18 protein-coding genes are annotated in these 15,550 nt (G+C 42.2%); 10 read left to right on the forward strand and 8 right to left on the reverse strand.

Annotated elements, in window-relative coordinates; translation table 11 throughout:
* Positions 1–2: 2 nt before the first annotated feature.
* A complete protein-coding gene (locus tag M2273_RS29395; protein ID WP_429401739.1) occupies positions 3–806 on the reverse strand; it encodes a ParA family protein in 804 nt (267 codons plus the stop codon).
* Between the two features lie 266 nt (positions 807–1,072).
* Between M2273_RS29395 and M2273_RS29400 the strand changes: the two genes are divergently transcribed.
* Complete coding sequence (locus tag M2273_RS29400) at positions 1,073–1,594, forward strand: NADPH-dependent FMN reductase (RefSeq protein ID WP_429401741.1); 522 nt, start codon at positions 1,073–1,075, stop codon at positions 1,592–1,594.
* A 2-nt stretch (positions 1,595–1,596) separates the two neighbouring features.
* Here the strand turns inward: M2273_RS29400 and M2273_RS29405 are convergent, their stop codons facing one another.
* The 3 genes from M2273_RS29405 to M2273_RS29415 form a co-directional block, all read right to left on the reverse strand.
* Positions 1,597–2,301 carry a VIT1/CCC1 transporter family protein gene (locus M2273_RS29405; protein ID WP_429401742.1) on the reverse strand — a complete coding sequence of 235 codons (705 nt, stop codon included), beginning with the start codon at positions 2,299–2,301 and terminating at the stop codon, positions 1,597–1,599.
* A 203-nt stretch (positions 2,302–2,504) separates the two neighbouring features.
* The gene (locus tag M2273_RS29410) at positions 2,505–4,490 is read right to left on the reverse strand and encodes a gliding motility-associated C-terminal domain-containing protein (protein WP_429401744.1); all 1,986 of its coding nucleotides are present in this window, start codon (positions 4,488–4,490) and stop codon (positions 2,505–2,507) included.
* Positions 4,491–4,571: 81 nt separating this feature from the next.
* Positions 4,572–5,183, reverse strand: a complete 612-nt coding sequence (locus M2273_RS29415; RefSeq protein ID WP_429401746.1) for a class I SAM-dependent methyltransferase — start codon at positions 5,181–5,183, stop codon at positions 4,572–4,574.
* 579 nt (positions 5,184–5,762) lie between these two features.
* Here M2273_RS29415 and M2273_RS29420 point away from each other — a divergent pair.
* From M2273_RS29420 to M2273_RS29455, 8 genes are all read left to right on the forward strand, one after another.
* Positions 5,763–6,662, forward strand: a complete 900-nt coding sequence (locus M2273_RS29420) for a LysR substrate-binding domain-containing protein (protein ID WP_429401748.1) — start codon at positions 5,763–5,765, stop codon at positions 6,660–6,662.
* Between the two features lie 75 nt (positions 6,663–6,737).
* Positions 6,738–7,748, forward strand: a complete 1,011-nt coding sequence (locus M2273_RS29425; protein WP_429401750.1) for an NAD(P)/FAD-dependent oxidoreductase — start codon at positions 6,738–6,740, stop codon at positions 7,746–7,748.
* A gap of 2 nt (positions 7,749–7,750) precedes the next feature.
* The gene (locus M2273_RS29430) at positions 7,751–8,059 is read left to right on the forward strand and encodes a 2Fe-2S iron-sulfur cluster-binding protein (RefSeq protein WP_429401752.1); all 309 of its coding nucleotides are present in this window, start codon (positions 7,751–7,753) and stop codon (positions 8,057–8,059) included.
* Between the two features lie 370 nt (positions 8,060–8,429).
* Entirely contained in the window at positions 8,430–9,467 is a 1,038-nt protein-coding gene (locus M2273_RS29435; RefSeq protein WP_429401844.1) for a carboxypeptidase-like regulatory domain-containing protein, read from the forward strand.
* Between the two features lie 165 nt (positions 9,468–9,632).
* Positions 9,633–9,977, forward strand: coding sequence for an antibiotic biosynthesis monooxygenase family protein (locus tag M2273_RS29440; RefSeq protein WP_429401753.1), 345 nt, complete (start codon positions 9,633–9,635; stop codon positions 9,975–9,977).
* Positions 9,978–10,110: 133 nt separating this feature from the next.
* Positions 10,111–10,803, forward strand: coding sequence for a flavin reductase family protein (locus M2273_RS29445; RefSeq protein ID WP_429401754.1), 693 nt, complete (start codon positions 10,111–10,113; stop codon positions 10,801–10,803).
* Positions 10,804–10,884: 81 nt separating this feature from the next.
* Positions 10,885–11,451 carry a Crp/Fnr family transcriptional regulator gene (locus M2273_RS29450; protein ID WP_429401755.1) on the forward strand — a complete coding sequence of 189 codons (567 nt, stop codon included), beginning with the start codon at positions 10,885–10,887 and terminating at the stop codon, positions 11,449–11,451.
* 57 nt (positions 11,452–11,508) lie between these two features.
* A complete protein-coding gene (locus M2273_RS29455; protein ID WP_429401757.1) occupies positions 11,509–11,958 on the forward strand; it encodes a DoxX family protein in 450 nt (149 codons plus the stop codon).
* A 291-nt stretch (positions 11,959–12,249) separates the two neighbouring features.
* Here M2273_RS29455 and M2273_RS29460 read toward each other — a convergent pair whose 3' ends face one another.
* Positions 12,250–13,260, reverse strand: a complete 1,011-nt coding sequence (locus M2273_RS29460; RefSeq protein ID WP_429401759.1) for an AraC family transcriptional regulator — start codon at positions 13,258–13,260, stop codon at positions 12,250–12,252.
* A gap of 241 nt (positions 13,261–13,501) precedes the next feature.
* On the opposite strand from M2273_RS29460, the gene M2273_RS29465 reads away from it, so the two are divergent.
* Positions 13,502–13,900 carry a nuclear transport factor 2 family protein gene (locus tag M2273_RS29465; protein ID WP_429401761.1) on the forward strand — a complete coding sequence of 133 codons (399 nt, stop codon included), beginning with the start codon at positions 13,502–13,504 and terminating at the stop codon, positions 13,898–13,900.
* Between the two features lie 65 nt (positions 13,901–13,965).
* Here the strand turns inward: M2273_RS29465 and M2273_RS29470 are convergent, their stop codons facing one another.
* Genes M2273_RS29470 through M2273_RS29480 form a run of 3 tightly spaced genes read right to left on the reverse strand, consistent with a single transcriptional unit; the run spans position 13,966 to position 15,479 of the window.
* A complete protein-coding gene (locus M2273_RS29470; RefSeq protein WP_429401762.1) occupies positions 13,966–14,334 on the reverse strand; it encodes a hypothetical protein in 369 nt (122 codons plus the stop codon).
* Between the two features lie 24 nt (positions 14,335–14,358).
* Positions 14,359–14,832, reverse strand: a complete 474-nt coding sequence (locus tag M2273_RS29475; protein WP_429401764.1) for an OsmC family protein — start codon at positions 14,830–14,832, stop codon at positions 14,359–14,361.
* Positions 14,833–14,879: 47 nt separating this feature from the next.
* Positions 14,880–15,479, reverse strand: coding sequence for a hypothetical protein (locus M2273_RS29480; RefSeq protein WP_429401766.1), 600 nt, complete (start codon positions 15,477–15,479; stop codon positions 14,880–14,882).
* Between the last annotated feature and the right edge of the window lie 71 nt (positions 15,480–15,550).

Consider the following 15,550-nt stretch of genomic DNA (forward strand, 5'->3'; position numbering starts at 1 on the left):
GCTTACACTGTTGCTGTTTCTGTTTTTGCCTCGCTTTTTGTCAGGCCATTTTTCTCAATAATTTCGCGTGCCAGGTTCAAATAATTTATTGCTCCTTTACAAGTTGCATCGTGCATAATTACCGATACGCCAAAGCTTGGGGCTTCGCTTAACCGTGTATTACGCTGAATAATGGTATCAAAAACCATATCCTCAAAATGCGTTTTAACTTCATCAACCACCTGGTTTGATAAGCGCAGGCGCACATCGTACATGGTAAGCAGTATACCTTCAATTTCCAATTGCGGATTTAAGCGCGATTGTACAATTTTTATGGTGTTTAACAATTTGCCCAATCCCTCTAACGCGAAATACTCACACTGTACCGGTATAATTACCGAGTCGGCAGCAGTTAACGCATTAATGGTGATCAAACCCAATGAAGGCGAGCAATCAATAATGATAAAATCATATTCATTGCGCACAGCTTCAAAAACCTGTTTCATTTTGTACTCGCGCCCGCTCAGGTTAATCATCTCAATCTCGGCACCTACCAGGTCAATATGCGCCGGTAGCAGATCAAGGTTAGGGGTGTCTGTTTTTTGGATAGCTTCATGAGGATCAACCTGGTTAATGATACACTCATAAATACTATTCTTAATGTTACGGGGGTCAAAACCAATCCCCGATGTTGAATTAGCCTGCGGATCGGCGTCAACCAACAAGGTTTTAAAATCTAATACGGCCAAACTTGCAGCCAGATTTATAGATGATGTAGTTTTTCCTACGCCACCTTTCTGGTTGGCTAAAGCAATTATTTTACTCATTCTATATTTTCAAAAATTTATATTTCAATGATTTATAACAACGCTAAATAGAATTAGAAATTTCTACTTTCGTAAAGTTTTTATCTGGTGATAAAGATACGGATTTAAAACAATTCCGAAATCCACAGGTTTCGGCAATTTACAAACAATATTAATTATTGAATTACCGAATTATCGACTTATTGAATGATATTAAATTTATAAACTATTCATTATCGAAGACCAAAAATCAATAATTCAGCAATTCAATAAATCAAAACTACTAAATGATCACTATAATATCAGCAACAAACCGCCCCGGCAGCCATACACTTAAACTTGCTCAGTATTATCAGCAAAAACTTCGTGAAAAAGGAACAGAAGCGGGTTTATTATCACTTGCCGAATTGCCGGCCAATTTAATTCAAACTGATCTTTATGGCAAACGGAGCCCCGAGTTTATGCCTATACAGGATATTATTACCCGAACAGATAAATTTTTATTTATAATACCGGAGTATAACGGCAGCTTTCCGGGTGTACTGAAGGTATTTATTGATGCCTGCGCTTACCCAGAAAGCTTTTATGAAAAGAAAGCCGCCCTGGTTGGTCTGTCATCAGGAAAATATGGTAACATTAGGGGCATTGATCATTTTACAGGCGTTTGCCATTACATCCACCTCAATACCATGTCGTTAAAGATCCACATAGCCTCCATAAATAAGGAAATGGACCAAAATGGACAGCTTTTAAATGCCGACACCCTGAAATTTACCAACGAGCAGATAGATAAGTTTATAAAATTTTGATATTACCCCGTGATAAGTTTTGCCATTAAGAACGCGGCGGCAGCGGCTATGGCGCCTATGAATAGTACTTTCAAAGCGCCCTTTATTTTTGGCTGGCCAGTTACTTTACTTTTAAAATAGCCAAATATAAACAGGCAAATCATGGTAATGCCACAAGAATAATACAAAGCCTGCAGCGAATCGGCAATAAAAAAATAGGGTGATAGCGGAATAATCCCCCCGACAATATATGATAAGCCAATGGTTATGGCACTTTGTGTAGCCCGGTTTGCCTTCGGCTCTTCCAGGCCAAGTTCATAACGCATCATAAAATCAACCCATTTATCTTTATCCTTTGCCATTTCTTCGGCAACCTCATGCTGTAGTTTTGCTGACAGGCCAAAGGCGGCAAACACCTCCTTTACTTCCATTTTTTCCTGCTCGGGCACTTTTTCTACCTCCGCATATTCACGTTTCAGTTCAGATGCATAATGGTCAACCTCGGTTCGGCCGGCCAAAAAACCACCCAGTCCCATCGCTATGGAACCGGCAACAATTTCGGCAATACCGGCCGTGATCACAATATGCGATGAATTTACGGCCCCGCTTAATCCGGCGGCCAGTGCAAAGGGCACCGTTAATCCGTCAGACATGCCAATAACAATATCCCTGATAATATCTGAGCTTTGTAAGTGATGTTCGTGATGCATATATAAAAGTAGTAGCATTACAGTTAGTATTTAATATAAATAGCTATTTATAATGAGTATGGCCTCACCTAAATTCGAAGAATTGTCATTTCGATAGAGCTAAGGGGGAATGAGGGAGGCGCGAAAGAGAAATCTTCTACACTATACAAAGCCCGCATGAAAAGTCGCATAAGATTTCTCTCTACCGTTCGAAATGACAATTCTTCGAATTTAGGTGAGGCTTACCTTATGATCTGCACCCAACCAGATAACAAAGGCGCGCCGCTTTTAAGATCGATCACATAATAATAGGTGCCTGGTGGTAATATGGTACCATTGTAAGTCCCCCGCCAGGGATGATCATAGCCTATACTTCTAAAAACCTGCTGCCCATAGCGGTTATAAACTGTTAACAAACTTTGGGGATAGGTTACCAGCGCTTCAATATCCCAAAGATCATTCCGGCCATCGCCATTGGGCGAAAATGTATTGGGGATCACTATCTTTTTATAAACCCTAACAAAAACACTGTTTGTATCAATACCACAATTAAAATTTGACGTTACGTGCAGGGTATAAATTTTATCATCAGTGGGGTTAGCAAGCGGGGTTAGTGATTGCGGATCGCTCAGGTAATCGGCCGGTGTCCAATAAAATACATCACCACTTTTGGCAGAGCCATCCAGCTTAACAGATTGGCCTTCAAATATCTTTTTATCGCCTCCGGCATTGGCAACCGGCGGGGGCAGCACATTAACCGTTACTGTTTTTGTTTCAAAACAGTTATTATCAGCATCAGTTACTTTAACGGTGTAAATTGTGGTATCGGCCGGGTTAGCAATAGGATTTTGTGAGAATGGATCAGACAAGCCGGTTGTGGGTGTCCAGCTGTATTGATTATTACCTGGGGCAGATGCCTTAAGCGGTATGGAAGCTCCTTTACAAATACCTGATGGTATGGCATCTAAAGTAACAACCGGTTTTAAATGTACGGCAAGTGTTGTTGAGGCAGATGTTGAACAACCCGCTGCCGAAGTTACAATGACTGAGTAATTACCTGCATCGGCAGGAGTTACCGCATTAATAATAAGCGGATTTTGATTTTTATTAGCAGCAGTTACCCCGGGCCCCCTCCACAAATAACTTGCCCCGCCACCTGCCTCTAAACTCACAGCATCTCCTTCACAGGCTATTTGCGGTTGTATAGTTGGTACCACCGGGTAAGCGTTTACCGTAACCGTAAGGGGGTCAGAAAAAACCCGGCAATGTGCCGATGTTATATTTTGACCCGCCGCAGCCGCAAGCCTATATTGATAAGTTCCGAAAGTGCCCGCACCCTGTATAAAAGTGTAAGTATCTGAAGTTGCACCGGCAATGTCAACCCATCCGTTTCCATCGCCTGTGTTTATTTGCCATTGCATCCTGGGGTTGATATACCCTTCGCCAACCTCCGATTTTAAGATGTAAGTTTTGGATTCGCCTACGCACTGATTTTGGGGCTGATTGGCTGTTACGGTATTAAAACCGGTTTTTATGACCGGTCCGCAGGCCCTGAAAGTGATGTCATCAAGCAGCAGATCATTACCATTGCCCCCCGGCGCTTTATTGATCATTTTTACAACAACCTGTGTGGTATTGGCGGGCGTGGTAAAAAACAAGCCTTCCTTCACCCACACCGGACCTGCTGTTGGGGGTATAATACCGGTATCATAAGTAGCTAATACGGCGCCATCAATAGTTTCAACCGAAAACTCAATATCGGGATGTATAACTGTATTATCACTTGCAGCAGCTGTTAGTAAGTTTAGTACATAGGCCGAAAACTCATAGGTAGTATTTTCGCATAATACAGGTGCCTGCTGGGTAAAAAAAACACTCGGCGCGTAACTGGCATTTATCATCATAAAAAAACCGTTGCCATTGCCTGTATGATCTGTATAAACGGTATGCCAGGTATTATGACAACCACCGCTATAATGCGTAATGGTATATGACCCATCGTTCGGACAGTTGGATACGTATGTTAAATTTGTAACACCATCAGGTAATTGATCGCCAACACCTGCACCTGTTCCAAAATCCTGATTAAATACCGGATCGCCCAAACTACCGCTACAGATGGCGACAGCGGCATCTTTTAAAATCCTCGTTTTTTTTTGTGCTATAACGCTGCTAAAAGTCAGTGTAAAAATCAGCAGTAAAAATAGTTTTAGGGTATGCGGCGGCATTAATTGGGTTAACTTAAAAAGCTATACACCAAAAATATACTATTTTATTAATTAACAATGAATTAATACGTGGGAGGCAATCTATTTTTTCTGTATGCACCAGGTGGTCATACTGCGCAAATTTTGCACATTAGTAGTTTTTATAGGTTCATAAAGTGTACCGTTTAATTCATGAGTATACTGAAGCAGGGTTTGCTCATTTACCAAAAACCGTTCGGAACCATCGGGCAGCAGGTAACGGCCATTCCCTGTACTATGAACCAGGGTTTCAATGCCAATATCCGAAGCCAATCTGGCAAATAAATAACCACCCGGTTTTAATACCCGCCAAAGGGAGCGCACCATACTATCAAAATGCTGCTGGTTTTGGGCAAAATGCAGTACCGCGCTGCAAATAACCAGATCAAAAAAGTCGTCAGTAAAGGGCAGATCCTCCACCCCGGCCACACTGAAATTACCTGGCGCATTAGCCGGGGCCAACAGGGCCGATAGCTGCTTAACTATGGCAACAGCTTCGGCGCTTTGATCTACCCCGTATACTTCATAGTTATTTTTTAGAAAGTATACCAGATTACGCCCGCCGCCACAGCCTGCATCCAGCACGGTTTTACAATCATTAAAGCGCCCCTTCAATAACTGATCAAACAGGTAAATATCAATATGGCCAAAAATTTGCTGCAGGTCGTTTTGCATGGGGTTGGTTTTGGTGGGAAAATTAAGGAATTTTTATATCATTAGCTGGCTTGCTTTCCATTCCCTCCCCACGGGAGGGGTGCGTTGGATAGTGTATGGGCAGGGAGGGGTTTCCACGCGCAATCACTTTGTCTGAACCTTGATTCATCGGATTAAGGATTACCGCGATTTATTTTTCCCCAAGTCCTCACAGGCAAACATTAGTAGATTGTGCGCCCGTCTTCCATTCCCTCCCCACGGGAGGGGTGTGCCGGATTGTGTAGTGGCAGGGAGGGGTTTATACATGCGATATAAAGCTTGTCATGTCGCCCTAAACCCCTACCTCCCTTCCCCAGGGAAGGAATCGCACCGTCCCCAAGCTTTTTTTATCCTTCCTGCTACTTACCACTGTAACATTTTACCCCGAAATAAATCTCATAGGCATGGAAACATTCATCTATCTTATTACAAGAATTACCTTAGTATGTTGTTTGGCTGTTATTGCCTGTACCACAACTCCTTTCGCAAACTTGCTCAAATGCTCAAAGGAGTAAATAGTTCAATCCTGTTTTCTCTGCTAAAACCACTAAATTTAACCCAATGATTTTCGATTTCAGGTTAAAGGTTTTTTATACTGTTGCGCAAAGGTTAAGTTTTACCAAGGCTGCCCACGAGTTGTTTATTACCCAGCCCGCTGTTACCAAGCACATTAAGGAGTTGGAACAGCAGTTGAGCATACAACTGTTTAAACGCAATGGCAACAACATAGCGCTTACCATAGCCGGCAAAGTGCTGGTACAATATGCCGAAAAGATATTCCAAACCTATACCGCCCTCGAAACCGAACTGGCCCAGTTGAACAATATTGAGGCAGGCACCCTACACATTGGCGCCAGCACTACCGTGGCTCAAACCATTTTGCCTAAAATACTGGCGCTCTTTAAAAAAACATATCCCGAAGTTACCTTCAACTTTATACAGGGTAATACCGACCATATTTCGCAACTGATACTCGACGAAAAAATTGATGTGGCCATAGTGGAAGGAGCTGCCCACTCGCCACAACTGGCATACTCGCCTTTTGCCAAAGACGAAATTGTATTGGTAACCAAGGCAAACAATAAGTTATCAAAAAAGGCCGAGATCACTCCTAAACAATTATTGGACATCCCCTTGGTGCTGCGCGAGGCCGGGTCAGGTACGCTTGATGTGATATTTAATGCCCTAGCCGAGGAGCATATCGCCCCCAAGGACCTGAACATTGAGATCCAACTGGAGAGCAGCATAGCCATAAAACAGTACCTTTTATATTCAGAAACGGCCACTTTCCTGTCTATCCAGTCGGTATTAAGTGAGCTGAAATATAATGAGCTTAGCATTATCGAAATAAAGGGAATGGAGATTTTCCGCACCTTTCAGTTCATCCAGCTGCATGGCAAGAACAACAAATTGATTGACCTTTTCAAGCGTTTTTGCCTGGCCAATTATAACTTAAAGTAATCATACATTACTTAATATCATTTGTATCAGGGCTGCTTTGTATCCACATTTGAGCGCTTACTAAAAAGCGATTTTATGGAACATATTAGTACCGATATTTGCATTATAGGCGCAGGCCCGGTGGGTTTATTTGCCGTTTTTGAAGCAGGCTTACTAAAAATGCGCTGCCATTTAATTGATGTATTACCACAGGTTGGCGGTCAGCTTTCTGAAATTTACCCGCACAAACCTATTTATGATATCCCCGGTTATCCTGATATAACCGCTCAGCAGCTTGTGGACAGGCTGATGGAACAGGGTGCACCCTTCCACCCTACTTTTAGTTTGGGCGAGCGGGTAGAAACATTGACAAAAAATGATGACGGCTCTTACTTTATACAAACCAATGACGGCACTACCGTACACTGCCAGGTGGTTGTTATAGCCGGCGGACTGGGTTGCTTTGAACCCCGTAAGCCGGAGATTGACCGTTTGCTGGAATTTGAAGGCAAGGGCGTGGCTTACATGGTTAAAAACCCCGAAATGTTCCGCGACCGCAAAGTGGTACTGGCCGGTGGTGGAGATTCGGCGCTTGACTGGGCTATATTTTTAGCCAATGTTGCCGAACGCGTTACGCTGGTGCACCGGGGCGATACCTTCAGGGGCGTGCCGGATTCTGCCGAAAAAGTTTTTGAACTGGCCCGCGAAGGCAAGATAGATCTGATCCTGAAATCGAACGTGGTTGCTTTAACCGGCGATGGCCATTTGCAGGAAATAACCCTGCTTGACCGCAATAACGAGGCGAGTCATATAGCTGCCGATCATTTGATCCCGCTGTTTGGGCTTAGCCCAAAACTTGGCCCTATTGCCAATTGGGGACTGAACATCGACTTCTCGGCCATTGTAGTAAACACCCGCGACTACAGCACCAGTGTGGAACGCATTTATGCCATAGGCGATATCAACACCTATCCGGGGAAATTAAAGCTGATATTATGCGGTTTCCACGAAGCTGCCCTGATGGCCCAGAGCGCGTTTAAATATGTTTACCCCGAACAAAAGCTAAGTTTCAAATACACCACCGTTTACGGCGTAACCGAGTTTTAACCATGATCAACTTACTTATTGAAGACAGGGAGGGTCACCGCGCCCCGGTTGAAATACCCGAGGGCATTAATCTTAGCCTGATGGAAGTTTTAAAAGCTTCTGAATATGATGTGCTGGCCACCTGCGGCGGCATGGCCCTCTGTGCCACCTGCCATGTTCAGGTACTGGAAGGTCCGGAACATTTTTTTATCGCAACCGACAATGAGCTCGACATGCTGGACACTCTGCCCAATGTCGGGCCCGATAGCCGCCTGGCATGCCAGATCCATATCAGTGAGGAAATGGATGGCATGGTTTTCAAATTACGATGAGTGATTAATACACTAAGTAAGGCAGTGTTTAATTTCATCTGTTTTTAGATGTAAATACATCATTTTGAACGTTTTTTGTTAAAAATCATCAAAAATAATGCGTTTTAGATCAAATTTGACAGTGTTAAAAAAGGGCGCTGAAAACCGTACACTAAGTACGGGATGAATGATTAGGCTCAACTGTAATTTTAAACTATTTAATAAAAATAAATCGGTAATTTCCCCTAACTATAAACTGGGATTATTATGTGGTTTAATTTATTAAACAACTATAACTATATCAGGGCGGGTAAAAACTACTTGCTCCTATTTATATTTATATGTATTGGAGGGTTAGCTTCATGCCCAGGAAAACTATTCCATTTACGGTATTATAAAAGACGATAAAGGACCACTGCCGGGAGCAACCGTTTTTTTGACCGGCACAAAGGCTATAACCGCCTGCGATAACAACGGTAAATTCCATTTAGATAAAATTTCGCCGGGTTCTTACGGTCTGGTAGTAAGCATGATAGGGTTCATTCCACAATCGGTTCCTGTTATTGTAAAAGGCGAAGCGGTTGAGATCAACCTGGTTTTAAAAATCAATACCAATGTATTAAGTGAGGTTGTTATAAGGGCCGAAACAAATTGGAAAGACCATTTTGAGGAATTTGAAAAGCAATTTTTAGGTACAACACCCAATGCCAAAAATTGCAAAATATTAAACCCCAAAGTACTTTATTTCCACTATGATAAGCAGTCGAAAATATTAACTGCAAGTGCCGATGAGTTTTTGATTATCCAAAATAATGCCCTTGGATACCAGATCAAATACCTGCTTACTGATTTTAAACATGATAATATCAACAACATTTTAGGGTACCAGGGCTATCCCTCATTTAAGGACATGGTTCCAGGATCGGCTAAAGAGGCAGACCTTTGGAACAGGAATCGCCAAACCGCTTATAATGGTTCCATAACCCACTTTTTGAAATCAATTTATAATAATAAACTTTACACCTCCGGATTTGAAGTATTTAAAATCATTAATAAACCACCGCCAGGCGTTAAGTATGACGGGGAAAAACCTATTGTTTTTGACGAACACCCTGTTTTGTTTGATTCATTATTAACCGTAACTGATAAAAACTTCAAGAACCTGACCTACAAGGACGCCCTGTTTGTATTATATACAAAAGAAAAAGAATCATTCGCGTTTATAAACAGTGGTAACCAGATCCATCGCCCCAAGGGGGCAAAGATCCCGCTGGGGCAAATTACATTGGTAAACTTAATGAATAGCAATGTAAGCTTAGATAGCCAGGGAAATTTTAGCCCTTCGAGTGGTTTGTTATTTGAAGGGCATATGGGCTGGGAACAAATAGCCGATTTAACACCCCTGGAATTTGTTAAAGAAGAAAAATAAACTCCGCTTTTGTAACTGGGCAAGTTTAACAGATGAAACGCGCTTTACCAGCTTTTTAATCTCCTAAATTTCTTCCGACTACCTACACTTCACGCTAACCCGAAGTATCATCAGTTAAACACACGTAACTTTGAACTGTTAAGTTCATAACCAAAATATATAAAGATGATAGCTGTAATTTTTGAAGTGATGCCCCAGGAAGGCAAAAAGCAGGAATATTTGGATATAGCCGCCTACCTTAAACCCGCACTGGTAACCATTGACGGTTTTATTTCTATCGAAAGGTTTCAAAGTCTTACCGATCCTGGGAAGATATTGTCGTTATCCTTTTGGCGCGATGAGGAAGCAGTGAAGCAATGGCGCAACCTGGAGATTCATCGTGACGCCCAGTCAAAAGGTCGCGCGTATGTGTTTAAAGATTACCATTTAAGAATAGCCAACGTAGTAAGGGATTATGGCATGTTTGACAGGGCCGAAGCTCCCGCGGATAGCAAACAGATACATCATTAAGTATCTCTGGATTATCTATTGATGATAAAACTCAGCAAGTTCCGGGTTTTACAGTGGTGCATTATTGAGCAATTTTGAATAAGCAAATAGCATTGCTTTTAATTGTTTAATATCTATCAAAAATTATAACAAAATGCACAAAGTAAGCGAACCCGCCATCCTTTATTTCGGCACGCCGGTGGTGTTGATCAGTACCATGAATGAAGATGGCTCCTATAATTTAGCTCCTATGTCATCGGCTTTTTGGCTCGGTTGGCGTTGCATCATTGGTATGGCCACCACTTCAAAAACGGTGCAAAACCTTAAACGTACAGGCCAGTGTGTTTTAAACCTGCCATCGGTTAATGAGGTACAGGCTGTTAACAAACTGGCACTTAAAACCGGCGTAAACCCCGTACCCGAAGTAAAACAAAGTCGGGGTTACTACTATGAACCTGATAAATTTGGCATTGCCGGCTTTACCCCGGTGCCATCGCAAAAGGTAACGGCTCCACGGGTTATGGAGTGCCCCGTGCAGTTGGAAGCGCATGTTGTTGCTATACACCCTATTAGTGAAGATAACGAACAACAACGCGGCCGAATAGTAACCATGGAATTAAAAATAGTACAGGTATACCTGGAAGAATCGATCATGATGCATAATGACCCCAACCGGGTTGATCCTGATAAATGGCGACCGCTCATCATGAGCTTTCAACAGTTTTATGGTTTGGGTTTGCAGGTACATGCTTCATCACTGGCCAGTATCCCGGAGTACAAATATAGAAGCCCGGATATTGAAATAGCCCGCAACATGGAAAAGATCAGGCAACCAATAAGCGCTTAGTATTATTAGTAAGATCAGTAATTTAATAGTGATTTTGGTTTGCCTATTGGAAGATAAGCCTTAGTGCTTATCTTCACCTTTATGAAACAAATACGGGAATATTTAGAGTGCATGGCCTCACTTAGTGATAAAGACTGGCACATATTTTCATCAAAGCTTACCCAACATGTGATCCCCAAAAAAACAGTTATTTTAAAAACCGGGCAAATTGAAAATTATCTGTCGTTCATGGAAACTGGGATTGTGCGCTACTATATTCCCAAAGACGACAATGACCTCACCTTTGCCTTTACTTTTGAGAACAGTTTTGTGAGCGCCTATGATTCGTTTTTAACCCGTGCGCCCTCTACCTACCAAATTCAAACACTTACTGATACTACACTCTGGAGCTTAACCCACCAAAACCTGCAGGAAATATACGCCGAAACTGAAATTGGCAATACCATTGGCCGCCTTGCAGGCGAAGATATCTTTCTGAAAAAATCCAAACGTGAGCTATCATTATTAAATGATACGGCCGAACAGCGTTACCTGAATTTATTTACCGAGCAGCCGCACCTCATCAGGCAGATCCCTTTAAAATACATCGCATCATACATTGGCATTACCCCACAAGGCCTGAGCCGCATCCGCCGGCGAATTACTTAACTTGGGTTCATTGTTTGCTTTTCGCGGTATGCGGAAATTTGAAGAAAAAATATAAACATGAAACCGTTAATTGTATTGTTTATCGCTTTTGGCATTAGCATAGTAGTTACTGCAATAACAGATATGTATAATATCAGGCTATCGGCACAAATAGCCATGGCTGTTATGATGGTCTTTACTTCCATCGGTCATTTTATTTATACCAGGGGAATGGCTATGATGTTACCCTCATTTATTCCCTTCAAAAAAGAAATCATTTACATTACCGGTGTGCTGGAGATTGCTTCGGCCGCAGGCTTGCTTATACCCGCCACAAGAACAATTACCGCCTGGCTGCTCATCATATTTTTCAAAGTGCTTACCCCGGCCAATATTAATGCCGCCATAAAACACCTCAATATGGAAAAAGGGACTTATGATGGCAGCGGCCCTCGATATTTATGGTTCCGTATGCCGCTGCAGGTGTTGTTTATTGTTTGGGTTTATGTGAGTTGTTTAATGTATTGAACGTTGTTGTCCCTATGCCGGGAGGCTTTTTACTTTTGTCGCAACAAAAGTAAAAAAAATGCTTTTTTTCTTTTAGGCTTCTTTGCCGCACATGGCCTTTGTCCCTGCAAATCAGGCAGAACCACGGGCTGCAAAAAGTTGCCCTACTGCGTTCGCTCGTATCCCTCCTTCAGCAAATATTTGCTATGCCCCTGCAGCCACACAGGCCACCAAGTTCTGCCTGATTTCACCCGAAGCAAACTGCGAGAGATACAAGACTTTTAGAGTCAAGAAAAAGAGAATCAGCAAAACTCAATTATAATTCTTCTGATAAATAGCCGGGGTAATGCCTGTCCACCGTTTAAAGGTGCGGGTAAAAGCGCTTAGCTCATTGTAGCCCAGTATGTATGATATTTCTTTAACCGGGTATGAGCCTGCCTTTAAATAATTAATGGCTAATGATTTCCGCGCCTCATCGGCCAGTTGCTGAAAGTTGATACCTTCTTCTTTTAATTTGCGCTGCAGCGTGCGGGCACTTACGTTAAAGTTCGACGCGATATCCTCTAACGACACAATACCCAAATAAGAGTTTACAAGCAAATAATTATAGATGCGGGTTTTGAGCGTTTGATTTTCGCTTATAGCGGCTTTTGCTGGTGTCACCTTTTGAAGCAGTATATTTTGCAGCTCGTAATTCGCGGTGATGATTGGCTCATCCCAGTATTTCTTATCGAACATGATGCTATTACCGGCTGAGTTCATCACCGGTTTGCAGCGCATTACACGTTCATATTCAACATCATCATCAATCTGCCGGGCGTAGCTGACCGTTAGCGGACTTATCTTTTTCAGCATCAGGCCATCCAATTCATGTACTACAAAAACCATCAGCAAATCAAGCGTTTGTATAGCCGGTACCGAATTTTGCCAATCGGGCATAGCGGGAATAAATTCCACCGAAAAGGTATCATCCTGCCGTGTTACTTCCAGCTTAAATGCTGTAGTTATTAAATGGGTTAATGATGCCGCGATGGTTAAAGCGCTGCCCACCGTTTCGCTGCTTTTAATGATCTCGCCAACAATACCCAGTGCTGATAGTTGCAATGATTCGCCAAAATGCAGACCAAACAGCTTATCCTTACTTAAATGGATAGCGTTAAGCCACAGGTCGCTCACCTGTTTTTGAGTGAGGGGCCGGGTATCCGTCTGCAATTCTGCAATCGTAATATTCGACAGGCGGCACAGGGTTTCGGGCGATAGATCGCGTTGCGCGGCATAGGCCAGTAAACCCATTATCAATTTCTTAAGCTGATCTTCCATCATTCATTTATTGCTGCACTAAAGGTAAGGGTACTCCATTGCTTTATAAAAAATTGGCGCGATATGGTAAGCGAATGTCGCGCAAAGGTAATCTATGACCTCCATTTCCAAGCGACCTTTGGAGTATTAAATGAAAGGAAAAAAATCAATGAAACTCGGCGCTATCATCTGCATGCTTGCCATTACAAGTTATGGCCATGCACAAACAATTAACACAATTAATAATCAATCAAATACAAACAACATGAAAAACGAAGCAAAACAAGTAGTAGCAGAATTTTTAAACGCGGTACAAGTAGGCGATCTTGAACAACTGAGCACACTGCTGCACCCTGATATGGAGTGGGTACAGCCAGGCAACAACAGGGTATCGGGCTTAAAACGTTCAAGTGCCGAGGTATTTCAAATGGTGGGTAAAATGTTTGAGCTGTCTGCCAATACTTTAAAACTTACTGATATTAAAACTATCAGCGTTAATGGCAACCGCATAGCCTGCCTGCTACACTGGAACGCGTCACAACCGGCCGGTGGCATTTTGGATGTGGATAATATAGATGTGTACACCGTTGATAATGGCAAGATCATTAAAGCCGAGATATTCACTGCCGACGAAGCAAAGGAAGATCAGTTTTGGGGTAACTGATCCTGATCTGCATATTTTTAACAAAAAGGGACGCTTTACATGCGTCTCTTTTTGTTAGCTGTTGGTTATAATAATGGGGCTTGGTTATAATAAAACTTTTCTTTTTTTACTAAGCCGTTTTCCCATTGCTGCACAGATATTTCCTGCCTGTGTGTAACTTTTTTATCCTCTTTATTGGTGATAACCATCAAATACTCACTAAAAACAACCTGATTCACATCATCAATAGCTTGTTTTGTTATTTCAACTACCAGGTCGAATTTTGCTAAAGCAGCCTTTTCGCGAATGATACATACCTGTTTTCCTGCGCGGGGCGTGGTCTCATTTTCCTGAAGTTCCACATCATCGCTGTAATATAATTCCATCGCTTTCACCGTTTCATCATTCGTAATAAGCTGATTAAACGCTTCAACCTTATCTTTCAGAGGGCTCATAAATATTTTTTTACGCTGGTATTTTCAGATAGCAGCAATTTTATATTTTGCTTCGTGCAGTATAGGAAAATTACAGGAGTTGGCAATAAAACACATTTTATTGGCCTCTTTGTGCAACTCATTGGCCTTGTCAATCAGGGATTCATCGCTGATGGTAATAACCGGACTTAACAAGATCAGTGTAAAACAACCACTGCCGTTATTATTCTCCAGCATTACGCCTTCGGCTGTATCTTCATAGGCTGTTACTACAATGCCGGCTGTAGTGCAAAGGTGCAGGTACCACAGCATATGGCATGAGGAAACTGATGCTACTAACAGATCCTCAGGGCTGTACCTTGATTTGTCGCCGCGAAAGTTTGGGTCTGATGAACCTAAAATAGAATGCTTACCCTCAACATTAATGTCGTGACTTCGTTCATACCCCCGGTAGTCTTTTGTTCCCTCGCCTGTGTTACCAGTCCAGGTGACGTTTGTTTGATAATGATGATTTTTCATAGATGTAATTTTAAAAAAGGCTTAGCCAGCCCAAAACCCGATTCCTGCTATTGTTTTTTAATATAGTTATACCCTGTAAACAGCATATAAAACCCATAAGTGCTGGTGGCTAACGCTACCCCAATACCCAAAATAGTTAGTGTAAATGTTTGCGAATAATTTTTGCCTGCTGTCATAAAAATGCTGCCTATGGCCACAAGGCAGGTCCAGGTGGCTACGTAGTAATCAACTTTCCTGTCAAATACTTTTGCCATAGGATAAAAATGCAATCCAATTATTAAAGCAATAGCAGACAAAGTATATTGTGGAAGCCCAATGAGCACCAGTATAACCGAAACCACCGGTATAGCGGTCCCTTCAATGCCAAAAATAATCCCGAACCGTTTAGTCATATTCTTCCCCTCGGCCACATCACTTTCACTGGTAAACTTTGGGAACCTGTTAGCAGCCAGAAATATGGCAATGCCATACACCACAAACAGCAAGCTGAACGTAGAAAACATAATTAATACAATATGATGATCATGCTTTTGTAAGCCACCCTGCGCTATCTCTGTCCACATCATGGTAAAAAGGGCCATCATCAGTAAGCCTCCGCCAATACTACGAATGGCGACTCTTGGTAAAATTTGTACTTTAGCAGTCATTGTTTTTGATCTTTAATAGTAGTTATTTAATTCAGGACGATCCTGATGTATCTACCTGTTCGTTACAAGAT

This window comes from Mucilaginibacter lappiensis, from assembly GCF_050433765.1.
Classification (GTDB): Bacteria; Bacteroidota; Bacteroidia; order Sphingobacteriales; family Sphingobacteriaceae; genus Mucilaginibacter; species Mucilaginibacter lappiensis_A.